Source organism: Primorskyibacter sp. S187A, from assembly GCF_049800955.1.
Lineage (GTDB): Bacteria > Pseudomonadota > Alphaproteobacteria > Rhodobacterales > Rhodobacteraceae > JAKVBH01.
Window position 1 is genome coordinate 722,049 of the sequence record NZ_JBNAGA010000002.1, and the last position, 21,881, is coordinate 743,929.

The window sequence follows — 21,881 nt, forward strand, 5'->3', positions numbered from 1 at the left end:
GGTTGCGCGCAGATGGTCTGCGCAAGGGTCTGGGATCTCAGTAGCTGCGGTGGACATGAACCGCGCAGGGCGCGTGTTGCACGACGCGCGCGGCGGTGGAGCCAATCAGGTAGTCGCGCAGGTCCGGGCGGTGAGAGCCCATGACAATGCAATCGACGTTGCGCTCGTTTGCGAAATCGATGATCGCGCGGTGGGTGTGGCCATTGATGAGATGCGCCTCAACGCCCTCGATGCCGGCGGTCTTCTCCTCCAGAAGGGCTCGCGCCCGCTCAAGAGCTTTTCTGGAGATCGCGTCATCAATGAAGGCGGCGGCGGCGCCAGAGGGGGCCTCAAAAACATGCAGCGCGTGGATTTCACCTGTCCCGCCGGTCAGGGCACGCGCGATCTCAAGAGTTTGGGCGGAAATGCCATGGTCCAGTGCCATGGGAACCAGAATTTTACGATACATGAGACGTCCTTTCAAAATGCGAGGGAGACTAGCTCCAAGGGTCAAGTACAATCTTGGGGGAGGCAACGTGGCCCGCGCGGAGGTCCTGAAAGGCCTGCCAGCCATCGCTGAGCGGTCTGCGCAGGGTCCAGTCGAGCGGTCCGAGGCGTCCGTCAAACAGCGCCTCGGCCGTGTCGCGAAAGTCTTGCATTGTGTAGGTGTAGGTGCCGATGAAGCTGATTTCCTGCAGCGTCAAGCGGCGGGTATCGAGGCCATCGGCATTGTCTCCCAACCCCACATGCGCGATGACGCCGCCCGGCGCGGCCAGAGCGCAAGCCGCAGCACGGGTTGCCGCAAAGCCCACCGCGTCAATGACGACAGGAAAGAGCCCGTCTGCCTGCGGCGTCACCTCTTGCCCGCAGTGTTCCTCCAGAAAGGCGCGGCGCGCGTCATGGGGTTCCACGACCAGCACATCCCTGACGCCCATGGCCTTCAGCGCGAGGGCGGCTGCAAGGCCAATGGCGCCGCCCCCCAACACAACCGCCTTGCGCTCCATGCCGGGATGCAGAGCAGCCAGTGCGAGTTTGGCTGTGTGCCAGCTTACGGCGAGAGGTTCCGCGAGGGCGGCCTTTTCCAGCGGCACATGGTCGGGCACCTGCACGAGATTGCGCTCCGGCATGCAGACATATTGCGCAAACGCCCCCTCTCGCGGCGGCATCGAGATGATCTCGCGGTTGGGGCAAATGTTTTCGCGCCCCGCCTTGCAGGCCGGGCATGTCCCGCAGGAGACAAGCGGGTTGATCGTGACGCGTGCCCCGTCCAGTGGGCCGCCCTGCACAACGCCCGCAGCCTCGTGGCCAAGGATCAATGGCGCGGGGCGGCGCTCATCATGGCCGAGATAGGCGTGCATGTCCGAGCCGCAAATGCCGACAGCGTCGATCCGGATGAGATGCTCATCCGCGCGTGCGTCAGGCGTGGCCACATCGCGATACCCGAGCGTTTCCACGCCATCGTAAACGAGTGCTTTCATTTTGCGGTAAACCCCCCGTCGACCATGAGGACCTGACCCGTCACATAGCTTGACGCCTCCGAGCACAGGAAAAGCAGCGGGCCGTCCAGATCTTCAAGCTTGCCATTGCGACCCAGACAGGTCTGCGCGGCATTGCGTGCGGCGCGGGCTTCGTCGTCAAACACCGCTTGTGTGAGCTCTGTCGGGAAAAATCCGGGGCCAATGGCATTGGCGGTGATACCGTGGGCCGACCAGGCTTCGGCCATGGCGCGCGTGAGCTGGCCTATGGCGGCCTTGGTTGCACCGTACGCGATACCACCGGGAAAGGCGCGCGTGGTCTGCAACGAGGCAAAATTCACGATCCGACCCCAGCCCTTGGCCCGCATCGCAGGCACGAAGGCGCGGCTGACAAAAAACGGGGCAGAGAGGTTGAGCGCCAGCGTCGTGTCCCAGCCATCATCGGTGACATCATCTGCCGCCTCGCGCATGTTGACCCCTGCGGCATGCACAACGATGTCAGGCGGGCCAAAAGGAGCGGCGCAGTCTTCCGCCAGAGCGTTCACCCGGTCGCGCTGCGCAATATCTGCGGGCACGGCTGCGGCGGACGCGCCCAGCTCACCCACGAGGGACGCAAGCGCCTCTTGTCTGCGCGCCACCCCCACGACTTTTGCGCCAGCACCTGCCAAAGCCACGGCTGCGCGGCGCCCCAATCCGGAGCTTGCCCCGGTAATGACGGCGACGCGACCCGTAAGGTCAAACAGGTGGCGCGGATCAGCCATTGACCGACAGATCGAAGTTCTCGCCGGGGAAGTATTTGGCGAGCCGGACATCTGCGGCGCGCGCATGCCCTTCCATGCCTTCCAGACGAGAGATGCGGGCCGTGGCTTGAGCGATCTGTTTGGAGCCTTCACGCGTGGCGCGCTGCCACGTGACGATCTTCATGTATTTGTGCACGCTCAAACCGCCCGTATAATTCGCAGCGCCCGATGTCGGCAGAACGTGGTTCGTGCCGGTGGCCTTGTCCCCGTAGGAGACGGTTGTTTCCTCGCCAAGGAAGAGCGAGCCATAGCACGTCAGCCGCTCAAGCCACCAATCGAGATCTTCGGCCTGAACGGTCAGATGCTCCGGCGCATATGCGTCTGACGTGGCGGCCATTTCTTCGCGGTCGGCACAGAGGATCACCTCCGCATAATCGCGCCACGCGGCGGTGGCGTTTTCGCGGTTCAACTCAGGCAAATCGGCGATCAGGCCCGGAACCATGTCCATGACCTTCTCCGCCAGAGCCCGATCATCCGTGACCAGCCAGACCGGTGAATTGTAGCCATGCTCGGCCTGGCTCACGAGGTCGGTCGCAACGATATGGGCGTCGGCTGTCTTGTCCGCGAGGATGAGGCTGTCGGTCGGGCCTGCGATCATATCGATGCCCACACGGCCAAAGAGAATACGCTTGGCTTCGGCCACGAATTGATTGCCCGGGCCCACGAGGATGTTGGCCTTGGGCAGGCCAAAGAGGCCAAACGTCATCGCAGCAACGCCCTGAACGCCGCCCATGGCCATGATCTTGTCCGCGCCGCAGATATGGGCCGCATAGATGATCGCAGGCGCCACGCCGACACCGGGGCGGGGCGGCGAACAGGCCGTGATGTGGCGGCACCCGGCGACCTTGGCGGTCGTGACCGTCATGATCGCGCTGGCGATGTGGCTGTAGCGTCCGCCGGGCACGTAGCAGCCCGCCGCATCCACCGGGATCGCTTTTTGACCGGCGATCATGCCCGGCACGATCTCAACTTCGACATCCGAGACAGTCGCCTTCTGCGCTTCAGCAAAGCGGCGCACGTTGTCATGGGCAAACCGAATGTCTTCTTTCAGCTTTTCGGGCACCAATTCGCACGCGGCCTCAATCTCTTCAGCCGTGAGCAAGACGTTGCCCTCGTATTGATCAAACTTTGCCGCATATTCCATCGCCTTGGCGTCGCCGCCCGCTTCGATATCATCCAGAATACCCGTGACGATCTCATGGGTTTTCGAGGCATCAGACTTGGCTGTGAGCTCAGCCTTCTTGAGATATTCGCGGGGCATATCGTGCGTCCTGTCGTTGTGGGTGGTCTTGGCCGTGCGATTCTGACGCGGCGTTCTGCGAATATGTAAGCGCTTGCAAGATGCAAATGCAAGCGCTTACATTGGGGGTGTCACAAATGTCGAGCGAGCAATGTCGCGCAGCGATTCCGTCCCCACGTTAGAAGATGTTGCCCGCGCCGCAGGTGTGTCCACGGCGACGGTATCGCGGTGTTTGAACAAGCCTGACAAGGTCGTGGCCACCACGCGTGAACGGGTCCTGGCGGCGGTGGAACAGCTGGGCTACACGCCTCATTTCGGCGCGCGCATCATGGCGGCCCGGCAGACTTTCACGATTGGCGCCATCATTCCCACGATGGAAAACGCGATCTTTGCGCAAGGGTTGCAGGCGTTTCAGGAAGCGGTGCATGCGCGGGGCTATACGCTTTTGGTGTCCTCATCGGCCTACCAGCCGGAACGGGAAGCCGAACAAATCCGCACGTTGCTGTCGCGGGGGGCGGATGGGCTTCTTCTGATCGGGTATGATCGCGATCCCGAAACCTACAAGATGCTCGCCCAGAAGCGGACGCCCGTTTTGGCCACCTGGGCCTATGACGCGACACAGGCCATCCCGGCGGTCGGGTTTGATAATCACGCGGCGATGTTTGCCTTGGCCCAGCATGTTCTGTCACTTGGTCACGCCCATATTGGCGTGATTTCAGGGATGACACGTGGCAATGATCGCGCCGCAGAGCGGCTGACAGCGATCCGTCTTGCGGCGGCCGGGGCGGGCTTGGGCGCCGAGGCGCTGCCCGTGATCGAGACGCCTTACAGCATTGAAAATGGTGCGGAGGCCTTTGCAGAGCTCATGCGTCGCACACTGAGGCCCAGTGTGGTTCTGTGCGGCAATGATGTTCTTGCAGCAGGGGCGGTGCGGCAGGCCGCGGCGATGGGGCTGCGGGTGCCGGAAGATGTGTCGATCACAGGATTTGACGACATTGAGCTCGCCCGCGTCGTCACGCCTGCGTTGACGACTGTCCATGTCCCGCATCGGGCCATGGGCGCGAAAGCTGCTGAAGTCTTGATCAATATGGTTGAAGGGGGCACGAACGCGCCCTCGATCGCCTTGGAGACGACGCTCAAATTGCGCGCGTCCCTTGGTCCTCCAAAACTCCCCTGACATCGGCGCATTGCACGGCCGAGGCCAGGGCTGCGCCGCCAAATGCGGTGTGATGTGACCGCCGGGTCTAGCCTTCCCGCATAGGTTCGGGGTGGACCGGTGCGCCATGCGGTGTCGAGAGATAGGCGCTTTCCCAATTGGCCTTCATTTCCTGCAATTGCCCCTGCGTGGCCAGTTTGCGGGAGATCAGCATGTGCTCCAGCGCCCTAACCCAGGCTGTGAAGTAGTCCGACCCACCGTCGAGCGCCCGTGTCGCCCCATCGGTCTTGAGCTGGGCGCCAAAGACATCGACCCAGTCCGGCCACGAAAAGTGACCCGCTTCTTGCAAGGCCACCGTTACGGCAAAGACCTCGGCATGCCAGGGCTCTTCAAAGGGCGGTGGATTTGGCGCAGCGCTCATTCTGTCGCGGGCAGGAGATAGCTCTCCCACAGATCAAGCACCATGACATCGTCCGGGGCCTCGGCCACATCTCCCCAAAGTTCCCGCGCGGTGAACGCCACCGCGTAGAGCGGTTCTGGCGCTTCACCCAATCCGTGCGCATTGCTGTCGGGGAGGACATGGGTGCCATGGTGCAGAACGATCTTGCCGCGCCGCCCCATGGCGTATTGCGGCAGGCGGGTATGGCCGCCGGGCACGGCCGTATTGGGGCTATGGGCGCGTGTCTGCACGATGTCGCCCACAGCAAAGCGCGGCGCGCGGTCGCTGTCGCGGGTATAGGGCGTGAGGCGGCGTTGGGAGGCCGAGACGTCTTCGGCGCGCAGGGCTTTTTCATGCAACGCCCCCGCCACTGCGGCCGGTTTGCCTTCTGCGGCGTCGGTAAAGTCCTGCGGCGTCGCGATGCCTTTGGCGACCAACAGATTGGCCATGCCCGCCATCCACTTCTCGTAGTAACTGAAGCGGGCGTAGTCCTTTGGCGGGAGGCTTTCGCGGGCATGACGGCTTGTATCAATGCTCCAGGCGCCAATGCTGCCGCTGGCCACTGTGATGGCCATGGCGCGGCCATGCCAATCAGCGTGAAACACGCGGTCGTCCTCTGTGCCGGTGACTGGCCCATCGCCGTAGCGTCCGCCCATATCGTGGATGCGGCTCATGTTGTCCGCTCCGCTGTGGCGGCAAGGCCCGTGCCGATCATGGCGTTGCGCGACACAAGATCGGCCAGCGCGTCTTCGCTCAACTGTTCCGTGCCTTCTGGTCGCATCGGGATAACAAGGTAGCGGACCTCGGCCGTACTGTCCCAAACACGCACGGACTGGCCGGGCAGAAGCGATACGCCAAAATCCTCAAGAACCGCACGGGGCTCACGGACAGCGCGCGCGCGGTAAGCGTCGGATTTATACCATCCCGGTGGAATGCCCAGAACGGCCCAGGGGTAGCAACTGCACAAGGTGCAAACGACGAGATTGTGGGTCTCCGGCGTATTCTCGACGGCGACCATGTGTTCGCTCTGACGTCCCTGGAAGCCAAGTTCGGCAATGGCGCTCGTGGCATCTTCCATAAGCCGGGCCTTGAACGCCGGATCCGTCCAGGCGCGGGCGACGACACGCGCGCCGTTTCGCGGGCCGATCTCGTTTTCATAGAGATCAATCAGCGCATCAACCGCCTCGGGATCGATGAGCCCCTTGCTGACCAGCACGCTTTCGAGCGCTTTGACACGCAAGGCGGGGTCTGAGGGCAGATGGCTGTAGGGATGGTCACTATCATGCGGCATGGCAATCCTTTCGAGTGGATGTCATTTCCGCATTTTGCCGCCCAGCTGTCAATTCGCGCAGCAGGTCGGGTTGGTGTGGCGCAACGCTCAGGGCTGCGCCACACGAAAGCTCAGGATGCTGCGGCCTTCGGGGCGTCGCCTGTTCCGGTGCTACCGTCGACAACTTCCGCATCCTCGACGATCGTCACGGCATTCTCGCGCGCATCGTCATTGGTTGCTCCAACAATCAGAGGCAGCATGGCCGCGCCCGAGGAGGCCGAGATGTCCGCCGCAGGCGGTGTGGTCCATGACAGCGTATCGAGGCCACCGCAATTCGAGCAGGTGGCAGTCCATTCGCTCTCGATATTGTGGCAATTCTCGCAGACCCACTGCGGACCGCGCGGCGCAGTGACGGCACGTGCGAGCCAGCCGCGGACGATATCGTCCGAGGCGCCCTCACCGCGCTCAATGGCGGCCATGATCGTCAGGGCGCGCACGTCCGGATCGGTCTCCGCAAGATTGCCAAGCGCACGGCGGGCGGCGGGGAAATCCTCAGCCGCAATGTTGAGCTCTGCCTTCAGAAGCATCGTCTCACGGTGATCCTGATGCGTGCTTGTCAGGGTCTGGAAGCGCTTGAGCCGTGCCGCCGGTGTCTCATCGGGAGCAATCTGCGCGAAGGCAGCGGCCAGTTCGGGATGTGGTTTCACATCCCATGCCTTTTTCAGGACGCGCGTTGCGTATTTCGGCTTGCCCTTTTGAATGTGTCCCTGCGCGGCAAGAACGGCGGCGGGCACGAGATCGGGCGAAAGTTTGTTGGCCTGAATGGCCGCTTCCTGCGCCTCGATTGTGGCCCCGTCTTCGAAGACACCCTTGGCCTGTGACAGCGCCAGAACGGCATCCCGACGACGATGCACTTCGCGCGGCATGGTGCCATGCTTGAGCTTGGCGTTCAGGGTCTGACGTGCGCCAGCCCAGTCCTCGTTTTGCGCCTGCAATTGCAGCAGAATATTCTGCGTCTCGTCATGCTTGGGTTTGATGGCGAAGGCGCGTTCGGCCAGTTTGAGGGCCGTGTCTGTCTCGCCGGCGGCCAGTTTCTGCTTGAGAATGCCGCGCACACCGACAAAGCGCGTGCGTTCGTCTTGCACGAGCTTCTTGTAGGTTTCTTCGGCCTTGCTCCGATCCCCTGCGATTTCTGCGGCTTGCGCGGTCAGGAGGTTCGTCAGCTCCGGCTTGCCGAGATATTTCTCCGCTTTGGCGGCTTTCGACATGGCCAGTTTGCCCTCGCCCGAGGCCAGCGCCATCATGCCTTCGCTCAGTGCTGTGAAGCCTTTGCGCTCGCGATTGCGATCAAAGTAGCGCGAAAGCGCTGTTTCATCGCCGTTCACAAAGCGCAGCAGCGCGACGAGAAGCGACACCAGTTTGAGCAAGATCCACAGCGCAACCATAAGAACCAGCACGCCCAGAACCGATTGCAGCGGTCCGAAGGTATACTCCGTCCCCGCAACCGTGATCTGCACGCCGCCGGAGCTTTCCAGCAGCCAACCCGCGCCAAGCGCCAGCGCGCTGACGATAATGACAAAAACGATAATCTTTGTTAGCGACCAAAGCATGATCCGCCCCCCTTAACTTCCGCTCAGGCGCTGCGAGAGCGCCTCAGCTGCAGAGACTGCGTTCTGGCGGGTCACTGCGATTTCCAACCACGACGACAGCGCATTCTTGGCTGCATCGGGAAGCGTGTCTATCTCGGCGATGGCATCGCCCAATTGTCCGTTGCGCACAGCAGCTTCCGCACGGCTGAGCACTGCGTCGGGATCATCGCCTTCCCGTGGCGTGACGGAGCGCGCGCCAAGTTGCCGGGCGAAGAACGTCCCCAAACCACCGGCGCCATCGCTGCTGTCTGCGCCGCGGGCTGCGCTGAGTGCGCTGCGGGCAGCATCCGGGAAATCACCCTGCAGGCTCGCGAGCGTGGCAACACCGTTTTCCGCCACGGCGCTGAGCGCATCGGGAACGTCCGTGCCATCTGCGGCTTCGAAGTCCGCCAGGTCCGCTGCGAAAGGATCGCCACTGTCCAGCGCGCTGATGATGCGCGCGACGGCGGCGCGGGCTTGGCTGGCTTGCGCCATGGCCGCGGCTTCGGCTTCCTTGGCCGCAGCATCTGCGTCTTTGGCAGCGGCCTCCGCCGCGATGGTTTCGATCTCGGCGCGTTGGGTCGCAATGCTTTCCTGAAGCGAGGCCAGCTCGCGCTCATACGCGGCAATGGCCGCTTCGCTCACGCCTTCGGAAATGGGCTGCTTTTCCACTTCGGTCAGTCGCGCATCCAGAGCGTTCAGGGTGTCCTCCAACGTGCTGAGGTTCGCCTGAAGGCCTGCGAGAGCCTCAGATGATGCGGCCTGCACTGTCCCGATTTCATTTTGAACGGCAGCAATGTCATCTGAGGTCGGGACGTTTTCCGGCATGGCGGCCTGAAGGGCTGCGAGGGCCTCTTGCTGGGACGCGATGCTCTCGGATTGTGCGGACAATGCCGCGCGTGTTTCTGTCTCGAATGCGGATTCGCTGCCAATGGGCCAGCCATCAGGGATGACAAACCGCGCCAGCGCGAAACCGATCCCCGCCGCGACCACACCGCCCGCGAGCATCGGCATGAAGACGCTCGGCGCTTGCTGAGGCGGAGGCGGTGGTGCCGGACTTGGTTCGGGCACGACACGGTCGATATCGGCCACCTCGTCTCGGGCGGCCTCTGCGGCCTGCTCGTCAGCGGATGTGTCATCTGGGGTCAGCGTGTCGTCGGCGGTCTCGCTGGCGAGGCTGTCGTCTGCGGCGACGCTTTCATCTGTTGTTTCGCTGGCGGCATCGTCAGATGTGCCATCTGTTGTCTCGTCAGTGTCTTTCGGAGCGTCATCATCTTGCGCCGTAGGGTCTTCGAGAAGTGTCGCGTCCTCGGTGTCAGCACCCGTTTCGGAGACAGGCTCCTCTTCCGCCGGGGCATCTGTTTGCTTGCCTGCGTCGGCCTGCTCAGTCTCCGCGCCCGCGGCGGCGGATGCCTCTTCGCTCGAAGTGTCCGGGGTTTGTGTGCCCTGGTCCTCGGAGATGGTCTCGTCAGATGTGGCGGTCGTGGCGCTTTCGGCGTCTGTGACGGTCGCGTCTGCCGTATCGTTTTTGGCTTTCGAGACCGTGTTTCTGTTGCGTTTTTTCGCCACCGTGATGTCCTCTTCGAATCTATTTGCCGCAACGCGACACGCCAAGACTAAGGCAGCGACCGCCTGCTCTCAAGCAACTGCACCTTTTCTGCGGCCATACGCACCTCTGCGAGCATCGCCTTCGCGTCGGGACGGGCCGCAATTCGTATATCTGTGCCCGCGCATTGGGCAGTCCACTTTTGCGCAACAGCCGCGCTCATCGCGATGATTGTGAGCACGGCCCCTGCCGGGCACGCGCTTAGCTGCTCCACAAGTATCGCAGCACTGCGGGGAGAAAAGAGGGGAAGAATGACATTTTCTTCCCGCTCCAGTGCGGCGCGCGCATCTTGGGAAAGGGCCCGGGCCTCCTGCGTATAGACGCACCAGGTGTCACATCGCAGGCCAGCCTCGGTCAGGCGCTCCGCCACAGGAACGGCCACATGGCGGCCACAGACATGCAGAAGCGGCACGTCGGGACGATGCTGCAACATCCAATTGGCCAGCGCCTCGCCGTTCAGCGCCACATGACGGACCTCGCCGCCACGAGCCTCCACAGCAGCAGCCGTTGTGCGACCGACAACGTAGCTGGGCAGACGAATTGCCTCTTGAAACTGCGTGACTGCATTGGCGGAGGAGAAGATCAGACCTTGATGCGCGCCTGCGGGTCTCGGAGAGGATACAGGCGTGATCCCCAAAACGGGCGAAATAATGATGTTCAGCTTTGGGTCGGCAATCTGCGCGGCGAACCTGAGAGAGGCCTCTTCGGGCCGGGTAAGGAGCAAGGTCGCCATTGGGCCGCCGGGATTGTTTTCAATTGCGCCAAGTGTTACCCGCAGCTGCCCGCGCCCGCAATGATTGGCGCCCTTCGGATGGAAGCCCATGCCCGTTATTCTGGGACTTGAAAGCAGTTGCGATGATACGGCCGCCGCAGTCATCGAAGGGACGAGCGGGCAGGCGACCGTTCTGTCCTCCATCGTGGAGGGCCAGACGTCCCTGCATGCCGATTTCGGCGGCGTTGTGCCCGAGATTGCCGCGCGCGCCCATGCGGAAAGACTGGATGGTTGCGTCGAGCAGGCGTTGCAGGCTGCAGGTATGACGTTAGCCGATATGGACGCCATTGCAGTGACAGCTGGCCCGGGCCTCATCGGCGGCGTTGTGTCTGGCGTGATGTGTGCCAAAGGCTTGGCCATTGGGGGTGGCAGGCCTTTGATCGGGGTCAATCATCTCGCGGGCCATGCCTTGACGCCGCGTCTGACGGATGGCGTGGCCTATCCCTTCCTGATGCTTCTGGTGTCTGGCGGGCATTGCCAATTCCTGATTGCGCGGGGCACCGACAGTTTTGAACGGCTTGGCGGGACCATTGACGATGCGCCTGGAGAAGCTTTTGACAAGACCGCCAAGTTGCTGGGCCTGCCGCAGCCCGGTGGGCCGTCCGTGGAGCGCGAGGCGCGCAATGGCGATCCCGCAGGGTATGATTTCCCGCGTCCGCTGATGAACCGACCGGGATGTGACATGTCTTTTTCCGGCCTGAAAACAGCCTTGCTGCGCGCCCGGGACGACGTGGTCGCTGCAAAATCAGGGCTGACCTCGCAGGACCGCGCTGATCTCTGCGCCAGCTTTCAGTCGGCCGTCGTGGATGTGCTGCGGGCCAAGACGGAACGGGCGTTGGATCAATACATGGCGCTCGCTCCTGACCTGCCGCTTTTGGCCGTCGCAGGTGGCGTTGCGGCGAATACACCTATTCGCGCGGCGCTCGAAGCGCTTTGCGCGGCGCGCGGTGTGGCCTTTACGGCGCCGCCGCTTGCGCTGTGTACGGACAATGCCGCGATGATCGCTTATGCCGGGTTGGAGCGATTTGAAGCCGGTTTGCTCGATGATTATACTCTCGCGGCCCGTCCGCGGTGGCCCTTGGATGCGCAAGCCGCGCCGATGCTGGGCTCTGGCAAGAAAGGTGCCAAGGCATGAGAATTGCCGTATTGGGTGCGGGCGCATTTGGCACGGCATTGGCCATCTCTTTCGTGCGCTCCGGCTGTGATGTCACTTTGTGGGGCCGGGATGCGCAAGCACTGGCCGCACTACGCGAAACCCGGGAAACACCACGCCTGCCGGGCGTTGTCTTGCCGGACGCGCTGAAAATCAGTGACGCGGTGCCGGAGATGGACATCGGTTTGATCGCGGTGCCGATGCAACAGGTCGCCGGGCTCGTGGAGCGCTATTGCGCGGCGCTCAGGGATCGCTCGCTTGTAGCCTGCTGCAAAGGGTTGTCTCTGACGAGCGGGGCAGGGCCGACATCCGCGCTGGAGGAAATCACGGCGCATCCAGCCATCCTGACAGGCCCCAGTTTCGCGGTTGATATTGCCCGCGGGCTGCCCACTGCGTTGACGCTCGCCTGCGCGTCGGAGCGCTTGGGCGCGACGCTGCAAACGGCGCTCGTGGCGGATAACCTGCGCCTTTACCGGACGACGGATGTCGTCGGTGCGGAAGTGGGCGGTGCGCTCAAGAATGTTGTCGCCATTGGCTGTGGCGCGGTCATGGGTGCGGGGCTTGGCGCCTCTGCCCGTGCCGCGCTGATGACCCGCGGCTTTGCGGAAATGATGCGGTTTGCCAAGGCCGTGGGCGCGCGCTCTGAGACGCTACATGGGCTGTCCGGGCTGGGCGATCTGACCTTGACCTGCACATCCGACCTGTCGCGCAACTACCGGTTGGGACATGCGCTGGGCGCGGGATCGGGCTTTGACCCGACCACAACCGTCGAAGGCGCATCAACCGCGCGGGCTTTGGCTGCCCGTGCTGCCCGTGACGGGATTTCCATGCCAATTACCGATGCGATTGTTGCGCTTTTGGACGGGCGCAGCGATGTTGCCTCGGCCATGGCGGAGCTTTTCGCCCGCCCCATGAAGGAGGAATGAATGCTTATCGCCCTGATCGCTCGTGACAAAGACGGCGCCTTGCAGACCCGGCTCGACAACCGCGCCGCTCACCTTGCCTATATCGAAGACACCGGTGTTGTCGCCCACGCCGGTCCGCTCCTGAATGATGCAGGCGATATGTGCGGCTCGCTTGTTGTCCTCGACGTGGCGGACATGGCAGCCGCAGAAACATGGGCCGCCAATGACCCCTATGCCAAAGCCGGACTTTTCTCGGATGTTGAATTGATCGTCTGGAAAAAGGTGATCGGCTGATGGCGTATTGGCTGTTCAAATCCGAGCCCTCGACATGGTCCTGGGACCAGCAGGTCGCCCGGGGCGACGCGGGCGAGGAATGGGACGGTGTGCGCAACTATCAGGCGCGCAATTTCATGCGTGAGATGAAAACCGGGGATCGCGGCTTCTTTTACCATTCGCAGAAAGAGAAATCCGTCGTGGGGATTGTTGAGGTTATCACCGAGGCCCACCCCGACAGTACGACCGAGGATGCCCGCTGGGAATGTGTGGACATCAAAGCCATTGCCCCTTTGACGCGGCCTGTTTCGCTCGATGAGATCAAACAGGACCCAGCGCTGGCGGATATGGTTCTCGTGCGGAATTCCCGCCTGTCCGTGCAGCCTGTGAGCGCGGAGGAGTACCGGCGCATCTGTGCCATGGGCGGTGTGTCTGACGCGTAACGCTTGCTCCCGAGAGGGGTTTGGCGGCAACATCTCCCCAAAACAAAAAAGGGAGAGGGATACATGGACGTTATCAATGTGATTGTTGCGGGGCTTGCGAGCTTTGCTTTCGGCGCGGTTTGGTATTCGGTTTTTGCGACTGCATGGAAGGACGCCTCGGGCGTGGCGCTTGATGCGGAGGCAAATCCCGCCAATCAGAAGAGCCCGGTGCCCTATGTCACGGCTGTTGTCGCCTCAATCATCGTGGCTGGCATGATGCGGCATGTTTTTGAACTCAGCGCGATTGATACCGTGGGCAAGTCCATTCAATCCGGTCTTGGCATTGGTGCGTTTCTGGCGGCACCCTGGCTGGCCACGAATTACGGCTTTGCCGGGCGGCCCTTCAAGCTTTTGCTGATCGACGGCGGTTATGCCACGTTCGGCTGCGGGATCATCGGCTTGGTGCTTGCTCTGTTTTAAGGTGCTGCACACACCTCACTACGAAAAAATCAGAGGGTCCCGGACAATACGACCGGAACCCTCTGTCACCCCACGTGCTCCCACAACTCACTGCACGTGATCTCGAAAAAGGGTCCAGCCGTCCTAGCCAGACAATTGGACATTAAGCCATGGGGTGTGTCCGCTCAAGGATATTGCCCGTCGAATGCGGTGTAGTTTGGTAACGTCCGCTTAAGAGGCTCGGACAACTGGCTTCCCGGATTGCGAAAACCTTTGGCAGCCACGAATGCAAAAGAGGCCCGCGCAGGCGAGCCCCTCATCATGCGGCAAGGCGTTTAGCCGTAAACGCTCTCTTTGCCGAAATGCTTTGTCAGCATGTAGTACACGACCGCGCGATACTTGTTGCGCTCGGATTTGCCATAGGTCTCGATCACTTTGTTGATCGCATCCATCAGCTCAGGCCCGTCGGACAGGCCGAGTTTCTTGATGAGGAAATTCTCTTTCACCGTCTCCAGCTCGGACGGCTGGCTGCCGGCCACTGTCGAGGCGTCGGCATTGTAGATGGCCGGGCCACAGCCGATTGTGACTTTTGTCAGCAGATCCATGTCTGGCGTCATGCCGCATTTGTTCTTCAGATCATCGGCATACTGCGCGATCAGTTCGTCTCTCTTACCCATGTGTCACTCCCTGTGATTGGTCCCAAAACGGGGGCCTGTGTTGTATGGGGCAAAGATTAACCGCTGCGGCGCTTGATACAATGGCGAATATCCGACGCCTTTTCCCCCTCGTGCTTTCTTGCCGATGCGCACAAAAAAAGGGCCGCGCCTTGGCGCAGCCCTTTCGCGTCATGTTGCAGATGTCTTTACAGACCCCATTTGGCCTTCGTGGCTTCAAAGAACCCTTTGGCTTGCTTCAGCTTCACCCAGTTGTTCATGTAGTTGATCCAGACCTGATCGTCCTGAGGCAACAGCATGGCAATAGGCGTCGGGGAGCGCGGCTCAGTGCCGGGCACCTGAACAACGCCGTGCTTCTCCTTAAGGGTCGAGCCTTCGATATTGGATGTGATGAAGACATCCGCGCGGCCTGCCAGAACCTCCTGAAATCCGCGCGCCGGTGCTTCAACGACCTTGATGTCGGAGTTCGGGAACCATTCGCGGACCATGCCCTCGAAGCTTGTGCCAAGTGTGGTGGCGACTTTGACCTCAGGTTGGTTCACACTGTCGTACCCATCAAAACGGTCTGCTTTGTCAGGTGTCGTGAAGGGCAGGATTTCGACGGAGATGTAGGTTTCGGAATAGCCTGCGGCTTTCATCCGCGCCGGGCTGATCGAAGCGGAGCCCGAGACATGGTACTGCCCGGCGACGACGCCATTCACCAGCGTTTTCCAGTCCGTCGGCACAAATTCGACCTCGACGCCGAGGTCCTTGGCAAGTTCAGTGGCGACGTCAATGTCAAAGCCCTTGAAGCTGTTTGTCGCGGGGTCGCGCACGGACATCGGGTTCCAGTCGCCGGTCGTGCCGAACTTCAGAACGCCGCTGTCGAGAATGTCGTTGAGGGCCGATTGCGCTTGTGCGGAGGCGGCGAGACCGAGGCTCAGCACTCCTGCGGCAACTGCGGTCATCCAATGTTTCATAGTCTAACTCCCTGATCTCCCACGCCACGCGCGCGGGTATTGGTGCTTGAATTAACCGTAATCCCAGCCATAACAACAAATAAATTCTTGCCACTCTGGCGAGACCGGGGGTCAGAATGTCCGATATCGCCATCGAAATGCGCAATGTGAACAAGTGGTTCGGCGATTTTCAGGTCCTCAAGGAGATCAACCTCACGGTTTCGCGAGGAGAGCGCGTGGTGATTTGCGGCCCCTCTGGCTCGGGCAAATCAACTGTTGTGCGTTGCATTTCCGAGCTTGAGGCGCATCAGGAAGGCACCATTGAGCTGGATGGGATCGATATCGGCCAAGGCGCGGGTACGCCGGGCGATGTCGGCATGGTCTTTCAGCAATTCAACCTCTTTCCGCATCTGACGGTCATGCAAAACCTGACGCTGGGGCCGATGAAGGCGCGGGGGTTGAGCCGAACCGAGGCCGAGGACCGGGCGCGCACCTATCTGGACCGTGTGCGCATTCCCGAACAGGCGGAGAAGCGCCCCGGCCAATTGTCTGGCGGTCAACAACAGCGCGTAGCCATCGCGCGCTCGCTCTGCATGGAGCCCAAGGTCATGCTCTTTGACGAGCCGACCTCCGCGCTGGATCCTGAAATGATCTCAGAGGTGCTCGATGTCATGGTGGAGCTGGCCGAGGACGGCATGACGATGGTGGTCGTGACCCATGAGATGGGGTTTGCCCGCAAGGTGGCCGACAAGATGGTCTTCATGGATGCGGGCGAGATTGTCGAGGCGGGACCTCCGGGGCCGTTCTTCGAGGCGCCAAAATCCCGGCGCTGCCAGAAATTCCTGAGCCAGATCCTGCAGCATTGAGACAGCCCATGCGTATCGTCTTCCTTCTCGCCGCCTGCCTTTTGCTTACGGGATGTGCCTCCAACAGCACCTGGGGCTGGTATGTCATTGATCCGACAACGCCCACCGGCTGGACCAATATCAAGTTCCTCGTGGGCGGAATGTGGAGCACGATCCAGATTTCCGTCATTGCTGCCGTGATCTCGATCACGCTGGGGCTCCTCGTAGCGCTGCCCGCTTTGTCGGACCGCTGGTACGTGCGTATCTTCAACCGGGTCTATGTGGAGTTCATCCGCTCGATCCCGCTGCTGCCGATGCTCTTTTGGGTCTTCTATGGCTTGCCGATCGTGTTCAAATCCATGGGGGTGGACATCCCGATTGATCCCTTCTGGGGCGCGATCATTACGCTGGCGATCTCTGACAGTGCCTTTACGGCGGAAATCTATCGCGGCGGTATCCAGTCGATTGCCAAGGGGCAGGCAGAGGCCGCGCGCACCATCGGGCTGAATTACCGCCAGACCATGCGCTACGTGATCCTGCCGCAGGCCATCCGGCGCATTCTGCCGCCGTTGGCCAATCAATTCATATATATCGTCAAGATGTCTGCCTTTGCCTCCGTGATTGGTATGCAGGAGCTCACACGGCGGGCCAATGAGCTTGTGGTCACCGAATACCGCCCGCTCGAAATCTACACGCTTCTGATCCTCGAATACCTCGTGCTGGTGCTGATCATCAGCGCAGGTGTCCGGTGGTTGGAGCGCAAAATGGGATCGGATGAAAGAGGATGAGTGACATGGACTGGAACGACTTCATGGACGAGACCGTCGCCAATATCACGGCGCTGTCGCGGGAGATGCCGGAGACGGTCAAAGGCTTCAACCAGATGGGCGGCGCTGCGAAAAAGAGCGGAGCGCTTGATGAGAAGACCAAGGAGCTGATGGCGCTTGGCATCGCTATTGCCACGCGCTGTGACAGCTGCATCGGCTTTCACGTCAAGGCGCTGATCCGGTTGGGGATCACCCGTGATGAGCTTTGCGAAGCGCTTGCCATGGCGACCTATATGGGCGGCGGCCCGTCTTATGCCTACAGCGCCAAGGCGCTGAAGGCGTTTGAGGTGTTCTCCGCAGAGTAGGGCTTTACAGGATCAGGTCATCCTCGGTGAGCCCCGCTCCGGCACCGACGTTCAGCGTGAACTCGGAGGCGGCGTCGGTATCGGTGCTGATATAGAGCCGGCCGATGAAATCGTTGTAGCGGACCTCGTTGCCCGCACCGGTATAGCTCGACACGAACGTCAGCGTGCCCGCGAAGCCAGACAGATCAATAATGTCCTCGCCTGCGGTAAAGTCAGTGATCGTGTCGCGTGTGGAGCTGTTGGGGCTGTCGCCAGCTGAATTGAAAACAAAGACATCCGCGCCATTGCCGCCCGAGATCGTGTCGCGGCCCGAGCCGCTGTCGATCGTGTCGTCTCCCGAGCCGCCGCGAATGCTGTCACTGCCCGAACCGGCGTCGATGAAATCATCTCCCAGCGAGCCGGAAATCACGTCATTGTTCGCGCCGCCGAAGATCCGGTCATTGCCCGAGCCCGCGTCTATGGTGTCATCACCGGTGGAGCCGGAAAGCGTGTCATCCCCCGCGCCGCCGCGCAGCTCATCAGAGCCGCCCTCGCCGCGAATGAGATCGTCGCCCGAGCCGCCCGCCACTTCATCGTCATTGGCACCGCCATTGAGCGTATCGTCCCCCGAGCCGCCATTGATCGTATCAAGCGCGACATCGCCGAAGATCACATCATCGCCGCTGTTGCCGTTGAGGATATCGGAGCCATTGCCGCCTTCAATGTAATCATCGCCGGAGCCGCCGTGGATCTCGTCGCGGTCATCGCCGCCATAAAGATCGTCATTGCCCGCGCCGCCGCGCATCGTATCGTTGCCCGCCTCGCCCTGCATTGTGTCATCGCCATCGCGACCCACGAGAGAATCCGCGCCCGCGCCGCCAAAGACATTGTCATCGACATTGCCCGCGAGGACCGTGTCATTGCCGTCAAGCATCTGGATCGAGCGGGCCGAGCCATCGCCGGTGGCGGTGTAGCTGTCCCCCTGATTACTCAGGATCACATCGCCGGTGATCGTGCCTGAGTTGGCGACTGTGATGGGGCTGCCAGTATCGGATAGAACATCACCTTGGATCAGTCCGGAATTGGTCACGCTAGACGTAGAATCTACATATACCGCAATGCCCTCACGCCCGATAATCGTGCCGCTGTTTTGAATATCCACGTTTTGGCCAAGAACACCGGCTGTAATGAATGAACTACCGATGCCGACAATTGTGCCGGTGTTGATGATTGGGATCAGGTCAGCGACACCAATTGCATAGACGCCAGAGTGGGTCTGAGATGAAATATAGCCATGGTTCTCAATATAGCTGCCAGTGGTTCCCTCAAAATAAATGCCGGATACGTCTGCAAAAATCTCGCCATAATTTGTAATTCGCTGATTTGCCCCATCCTGGGTAACGATAGCTTCATTACTGCTTAAAATCTTGGCAGTTCTGGCGATGTTGATCGTCAAGTTGGTCAAGCCGCCCGCACTGATCCCAACGAAAAAGTCAAAGGCGTCACCCTCCGACACGATTGTGCCTAGGATATTTAGGGTGACGTTGTTGAGCGTTGGGATCGAGTCCCGTGGAACGAAAGCGTCGGCGTTTGTCGCAAGCGTGACACCCTCGAGCAGCGTGACGGTATCGTTACTGTCGATTTCATATTGCGCAAAACGATTGGTGGATAAAATTTCAAATGCCATGGTGTGTCCCTATCCAAGTGCGGCTCTTGGTTTGAGCGCTGTTTGTTTGGCCCCCCGGGCGCGCTCAAGCCCGCGCCCGGAGGGAGGGTTATGTCTGAGCTCAGAGGATCAGATCGTCCTCGGTCAGGCCCGAGAAGGCACCAATATCGAGAGAGAATTCTGAAGCGGCATCGGTGTCTGTGGTGATATACAGCCGCCCGATCGTATCATTGTAGCGCACTTCATTGCCCGCGCCGGTGTAGCTTTCGACGAAGGTCAAACCGTCGGCGATTTCAGACAGGTCGATTTGATCAATCGTCGCGACGAAGTCGATGATCGTGTCGCGCTGGTTGCTGTTGGCGCTCTCGGCGGCGCTGGTGAATACGAAGATGTCATTGCCTTCGCCGCCCGAGAGCGTATCGCGCCCGGTGCCGCCTTTGATCGTGTCATTGTCAGATCCGCCGCGGATGCTGTCATTGCCAGAGCCGCCATCGAGGAAATCATTGCCAAGTGTGCCCTCCAGCGTGTCGTTGTTGCTGCCTCCGAACAAACGATCATCGCCGGAGCCGCCGTCCATCTCGTCATTGCCGCTTGAGCCGGACATGGCATCATTGCCGGAGCCTCCGCGCATGACATCCGAGCCGCTTTCGCCCCGGATCGTGTCGTTGCCGGAGCCGCCGCCTATTTCATCGGCGTTGTTCCCGCCGCGCAGATCATCGTCGCCGGAGCCGCCAGAGATCGTATCGTTTGCCGTGCCGCCGAGGATCGTATCATCGCCACTGTTGCCGTAGAGCTCATCCGTGCCGCTGTCGCCGTTGATGATGTCGTCGCCGGAGCCGCCGGAGATCCGGTCTGCGCTGTTGCCACCGAAGAGATCGTCATTGCCGCCGCCACCATTGATCGTGTCCGTGCCACCATCGCCGGAAAGCAGGTCGTCGCCATCGCGGCCAAACAACAGATCGCTGTTCTCACCGCCCGTCATGTTGTCCGTTTGAGCGCCGCCAATGAGCGTGTCGTTGCCATTTTCGCCTTGGATGAAGCCTGTCACAAGACCACCGCGTCCGTCGTAGCGATCGTTCTCGTTGCCCAAAAAGACACTGCCATCGACGCTACCGAAGTTCGTTATGCTGTCTTCGCCACCCAGCAGCAGGACATCCCCGATCACGATGCCTCCATTGGTGAACTGCATCTCGATCATCGTATCAGGGTTCAAGAAACGCGGTGCGTCAAAGGAGAAGCTCGCGTTGGAAACAGCGGTGTTGAACCCGGTGAGCGCAGCTTCTGTTCCCATGATCGTGCCGTAGTTTTCGAGGATCGTCGTTGTGCCGGTTGACCCTGACATACCGACGGCCGCGCTGAAGCCATTGGAATCGCGGTCTGACGCGACCTGCACAACGCCGGTTGTCGTGATGGTCACGCGATCTGTCTCATCGCTGGCGCCGCCGAAACTGAAGATCGGGATGTCAGCCGCCTCGACAAACCCACTCACAGTCGCGATAGTATTCCCCCCTCCCAAAAAGATGCCTTCGCTGCCGTTTGCCGTTCCCAAAATCTGGCCCGTTTGCGTGATCGTCACGATATCATTTTCGCCCGCGCGGATGGCGGTGCCGTTTTCGGAGGCGACGATGCCCGAGACAATCAGATTTGAGGTGGCCGCACCGGTGCCGATGGAAATGGCGTTGGCCAGATTTTCGAGCGACACAACGGCCGTGCTGACAACAAGAGTTGTGCTGCCATCGCTGACGCTTTGCGTGGTGGTAAGTGTTCCGGTGATAAGATCGGTCATGAATAGGCCCTTGGACTTGATTTAATTCAGCGTGATGCCGGTGAACAGGATTGCTTTTGCAATAGGTGCTCGGCGCTACGCAGGTCTGTTAATCAAATCACACATGATGGGGCCGCAGGGATTTATTTGATCAAAAACAAGGATCGCAATGCGTTTTTTCTGCCTGCGATTTGTCACGACGCCTTGGGTGCCGCCACGCGGTTGCAGGGGCAGGCGTTGCTCGCCCTAAGGGGGGAGAACGGGGCATGTCACGCAGCGGTGTGGCGCGCGGGCGCACGTGCTCAGATCGCCAAGTTGTGCAAGTGTGACCCAGCGCCAGCAGGTATCACGCCATCTCGGCGTTTTCCGGTACCGCAGCACCCGTCATGTACGCCACAGCGTCAGACATGGAGTGCTCTTTGGGATCAATAACGCAGAGCCGCTTGCCCAGACGGTGGATATGAATCCTGTCGGCCACTTCAAAAACATGCGGCATGTTGTGGCTGATCAGGATGATCGGAATGCCACGCGCCTTCACGTCCTGGATCAGTTCGAGGACCCGGCGGCTTTCCTTGACGCCAAGCGCGGCGGTGGGTTCGTCCAGAATGATGACCTTTGAGCCAAAGGCCGCCGCGCGGGCCACGGCCACGCCCTGACGCTGACCGCCTGACAGGGTTTCTACGGCCTGATTGATGTTCTGGATCGTCATGAGACCCAGCTCCGAGAGCTTCTCTCGGGCGAATTTCTCCATCGCGGCCCGGTCCAGCTTTCGAAACCATTTGCCCATGATCCCGGGTTTGCGCAATTCGCGCCCCATGAACATGTTGTCTGTGATCGAAAGGGCAGGGGACATCGCGAGCGTCTGGTAGACCGTCTCGATGCCCGCATTGCGCGCTTCGATCGGTGAGGAAAACGCAACCTTCTTGCCCTCAAGATAGACCTCGCCTTCATCCGGGATCACGGCGCCAGAGACTGCTTTGATCAAGGAGGATTTACCGGCGCCATTGTCGCCGATGACCGCGAGGATCTCGCTCGGGTAGAGCTCGAAATCACAATGATCGAGGGCCGTCACCTTGCCATATCGTTTCACGAGGTTCTTTGCACTGAGGATGGGCGCGGTCATGTCTCGACCTTTCTATTCCATTTGTCCAACGCGGCTTTACCGTGGACCCGGCAAGTGATGCTTGCATCACTGAGAGGGTGGACCTTGCTGTGCGTCTTCATGATGCGACCTTCCGGATCCATTGGTCCAACGCGGCCCTGCCGCGGACCCGGCAAGTGATGCTTGCATCACTGAGAGGGTGG

At 60.9% G+C, this 21,881-nt stretch carries 24 protein-coding genes; 9 read left to right on the plus strand and 15 right to left on the minus strand.

The genetic code is table 11. The features are described 5' to 3' along the window. Positions 1-37 precede the first annotated feature (37 nt). The 4 genes from ACP15S_RS14465 to hisD are packed head-to-tail and all read right to left on the minus strand — an operon-like array spanning position 38 to position 3,515. On the minus strand, positions 38-448 hold the full coding sequence (locus tag ACP15S_RS14465; protein ID WP_425040345.1) for a universal stress protein: 411 nt from the start codon (positions 446-448) through the stop codon (positions 38-40). Between the two features lie 28 nt (positions 449-476). Then, a complete protein-coding gene (locus ACP15S_RS14470) occupies positions 477-1,457 on the minus strand; it encodes an alcohol dehydrogenase catalytic domain-containing protein (protein WP_425040346.1) in 981 nt (326 codons plus the stop codon). Next, a complete protein-coding gene (locus tag ACP15S_RS14475; RefSeq protein WP_425040347.1) occupies positions 1,454-2,215 on the minus strand; it encodes an SDR family NAD(P)-dependent oxidoreductase in 762 nt (253 codons plus the stop codon). Before ACP15S_RS14475 ends, ACP15S_RS14470 begins: the two co-directional genes overlap by 4 nt. Then, positions 2,208-3,515, minus strand: coding sequence for a histidinol dehydrogenase (gene hisD / locus ACP15S_RS14480; protein ID WP_425040348.1), 1,308 nt, complete (start codon positions 3,513-3,515; stop codon positions 2,208-2,210). Before hisD ends, ACP15S_RS14475 begins: the two co-directional genes overlap by 8 nt. A gap of 130 nt (positions 3,516-3,645) precedes the next feature. Between hisD and ACP15S_RS14485 the strand changes: the two genes are divergently transcribed. Next, a complete protein-coding gene (locus ACP15S_RS14485; protein WP_425040349.1) occupies positions 3,646-4,671 on the plus strand; it encodes a LacI family DNA-binding transcriptional regulator in 1,026 nt (341 codons plus the stop codon). Between the two features lie 67 nt (positions 4,672-4,738). Here ACP15S_RS14485 and ACP15S_RS14490 read toward each other — a convergent pair whose 3' ends face one another. The 6 genes from ACP15S_RS14490 to ACP15S_RS14515 form a co-directional block, all read right to left on the minus strand. Then, positions 4,739-5,071: a nitrile hydratase accessory protein gene (locus ACP15S_RS14490; protein WP_425040350.1), complete on the minus strand. Its 333-nt coding sequence runs from the start codon at positions 5,069-5,071 to the stop codon at positions 4,739-4,741. Continuing rightward, positions 5,068-5,763, minus strand: coding sequence for a nitrile hydratase subunit beta (nthB, locus tag ACP15S_RS14495; protein ID WP_425040351.1), 696 nt, complete (start codon positions 5,761-5,763; stop codon positions 5,068-5,070). Before nthB ends, ACP15S_RS14490 begins: the two co-directional genes overlap by 4 nt. Then, positions 5,760-6,380 (minus strand): nitrile hydratase subunit alpha, encoded by a 621-nt coding sequence (nthA, locus tag ACP15S_RS14500; RefSeq protein ID WP_425040352.1) that lies wholly within the window; start codon positions 6,378-6,380, stop codon positions 5,760-5,762. Before nthA ends, nthB begins: the two co-directional genes overlap by 4 nt. 110 nt (positions 6,381-6,490) lie before the next feature. After that, positions 6,491-7,969 (minus strand): heme biosynthesis protein HemY, encoded by a 1,479-nt coding sequence (locus ACP15S_RS14505; protein WP_425040353.1) that lies wholly within the window; start codon positions 7,967-7,969, stop codon positions 6,491-6,493. A gap of 12 nt (positions 7,970-7,981) precedes the next feature. Then, positions 7,982-9,556: a hypothetical protein gene (locus tag ACP15S_RS14510; RefSeq protein ID WP_425040354.1), complete on the minus strand. Its 1,575-nt coding sequence runs from the start codon at positions 9,554-9,556 to the stop codon at positions 7,982-7,984. Between the two features lie 47 nt (positions 9,557-9,603). After that, the gene (locus ACP15S_RS14515; RefSeq protein WP_425040355.1) at positions 9,604-10,326 is read right to left on the minus strand and encodes a uroporphyrinogen-III synthase; all 723 of its coding nucleotides are present in this window, start codon (positions 10,324-10,326) and stop codon (positions 9,604-9,606) included. Between the two features lie 88 nt (positions 10,327-10,414). On the opposite strand from ACP15S_RS14515, the gene tsaD reads away from it, so the two are divergent. The 5 genes from tsaD (at position 10,415) to ACP15S_RS14540 (ending at position 13,598) form a co-directional block, all read left to right on the plus strand. Further along, positions 10,415-11,500 carry a tRNA (adenosine(37)-N6)-threonylcarbamoyltransferase complex transferase subunit TsaD gene (tsaD, locus tag ACP15S_RS14520; RefSeq protein ID WP_425040356.1) on the plus strand — a complete coding sequence of 362 codons (1,086 nt, stop codon included), beginning with the start codon at positions 10,415-10,417 and terminating at the stop codon, positions 11,498-11,500. Then, positions 11,497-12,444 carry an NAD(P)H-dependent glycerol-3-phosphate dehydrogenase gene (locus ACP15S_RS14525; protein WP_425040357.1) on the plus strand — a complete coding sequence of 316 codons (948 nt, stop codon included), beginning with the start codon at positions 11,497-11,499 and terminating at the stop codon, positions 12,442-12,444. Before tsaD ends, ACP15S_RS14525 begins: the two co-directional genes overlap by 4 nt. Next, complete coding sequence (locus tag ACP15S_RS14530; RefSeq protein ID WP_425040358.1) at positions 12,445-12,717, plus strand: YciI family protein; 273 nt, start codon at positions 12,445-12,447, stop codon at positions 12,715-12,717. It abuts the gene before it with no gap. Then, on the plus strand, positions 12,717-13,139 hold the full coding sequence (locus tag ACP15S_RS14535) for an EVE domain-containing protein (RefSeq protein WP_425040359.1): 423 nt from the start codon (positions 12,717-12,719) through the stop codon (positions 13,137-13,139). Before ACP15S_RS14530 ends, ACP15S_RS14535 begins: the two co-directional genes overlap by 1 nt. 63 nt (positions 13,140-13,202) lie before the next feature. Next, positions 13,203-13,598 (plus strand): DUF1761 domain-containing protein, encoded by a 396-nt coding sequence (locus tag ACP15S_RS14540; RefSeq protein ID WP_425040360.1) that lies wholly within the window; start codon positions 13,203-13,205, stop codon positions 13,596-13,598. Positions 13,599-13,912: 314 nt separating this feature from the next. On the opposite strand, the gene ACP15S_RS14545 is transcribed toward ACP15S_RS14540, so the two are convergent. Both ACP15S_RS14545 and ACP15S_RS14550 read right to left on the minus strand, forming a co-directional pair. Beyond that, complete coding sequence (locus tag ACP15S_RS14545) at positions 13,913-14,254, minus strand: DUF2853 family protein (protein WP_425040361.1); 342 nt, start codon at positions 14,252-14,254, stop codon at positions 13,913-13,915. Positions 14,255-14,439: 185 nt separating this feature from the next. Beyond that, positions 14,440-15,210 (minus strand): transporter substrate-binding domain-containing protein, encoded by a 771-nt coding sequence (locus tag ACP15S_RS14550; RefSeq protein WP_425040362.1) that lies wholly within the window; start codon positions 15,208-15,210, stop codon positions 14,440-14,442. Positions 15,211-15,326: 116 nt separating this feature from the next. Here ACP15S_RS14550 and ACP15S_RS14555 point away from each other — a divergent pair, with 116 nt between their 5' ends. The 3 genes from ACP15S_RS14555 to ACP15S_RS14565 are packed head-to-tail and all read left to right on the plus strand — an operon-like array spanning position 15,327 to position 17,166. After that, positions 15,327-16,055 carry an amino acid ABC transporter ATP-binding protein gene (locus tag ACP15S_RS14555; protein ID WP_425040363.1) on the plus strand — a complete coding sequence of 243 codons (729 nt, stop codon included), beginning with the start codon at positions 15,327-15,329 and terminating at the stop codon, positions 16,053-16,055. Between the two features lie 8 nt (positions 16,056-16,063). Then, complete coding sequence (locus ACP15S_RS14560) at positions 16,064-16,822, plus strand: ABC transporter permease subunit (RefSeq protein ID WP_425040364.1); 759 nt, start codon at positions 16,064-16,066, stop codon at positions 16,820-16,822. A gap of 5 nt (positions 16,823-16,827) precedes the next feature. After that, positions 16,828-17,166: a carboxymuconolactone decarboxylase family protein gene (locus ACP15S_RS14565; RefSeq protein ID WP_425040365.1), complete on the plus strand. Its 339-nt coding sequence runs from the start codon at positions 16,828-16,830 to the stop codon at positions 17,164-17,166. A gap of 4 nt (positions 17,167-17,170) precedes the next feature. On the opposite strand, the gene ACP15S_RS14570 is transcribed toward ACP15S_RS14565, so the two are convergent. The 3 genes from ACP15S_RS14570 to ACP15S_RS14580 all read right to left on the minus strand — a co-directional run bounded on the left by ACP15S_RS14570 (position 17,171) and on the right by ACP15S_RS14580 (position 21,699). Next, entirely contained in the window at positions 17,171-18,832 is a 1,662-nt protein-coding gene (locus tag ACP15S_RS14570) for a calcium-binding protein (RefSeq protein ID WP_425040366.1), read from the minus strand. A gap of 100 nt (positions 18,833-18,932) precedes the next feature. Next, on the minus strand, positions 18,933-20,597 hold the full coding sequence (locus ACP15S_RS14575) for a calcium-binding protein (protein WP_425040367.1): 1,665 nt from the start codon (positions 20,595-20,597) through the stop codon (positions 18,933-18,935). Between the two features lie 325 nt (positions 20,598-20,922). Further along, positions 20,923-21,699 carry an ATP-binding cassette domain-containing protein gene (locus ACP15S_RS14580; protein ID WP_425040368.1) on the minus strand — a complete coding sequence of 259 codons (777 nt, stop codon included), beginning with the start codon at positions 21,697-21,699 and terminating at the stop codon, positions 20,923-20,925. Positions 21,700-21,881 lie beyond the last annotated feature (182 nt).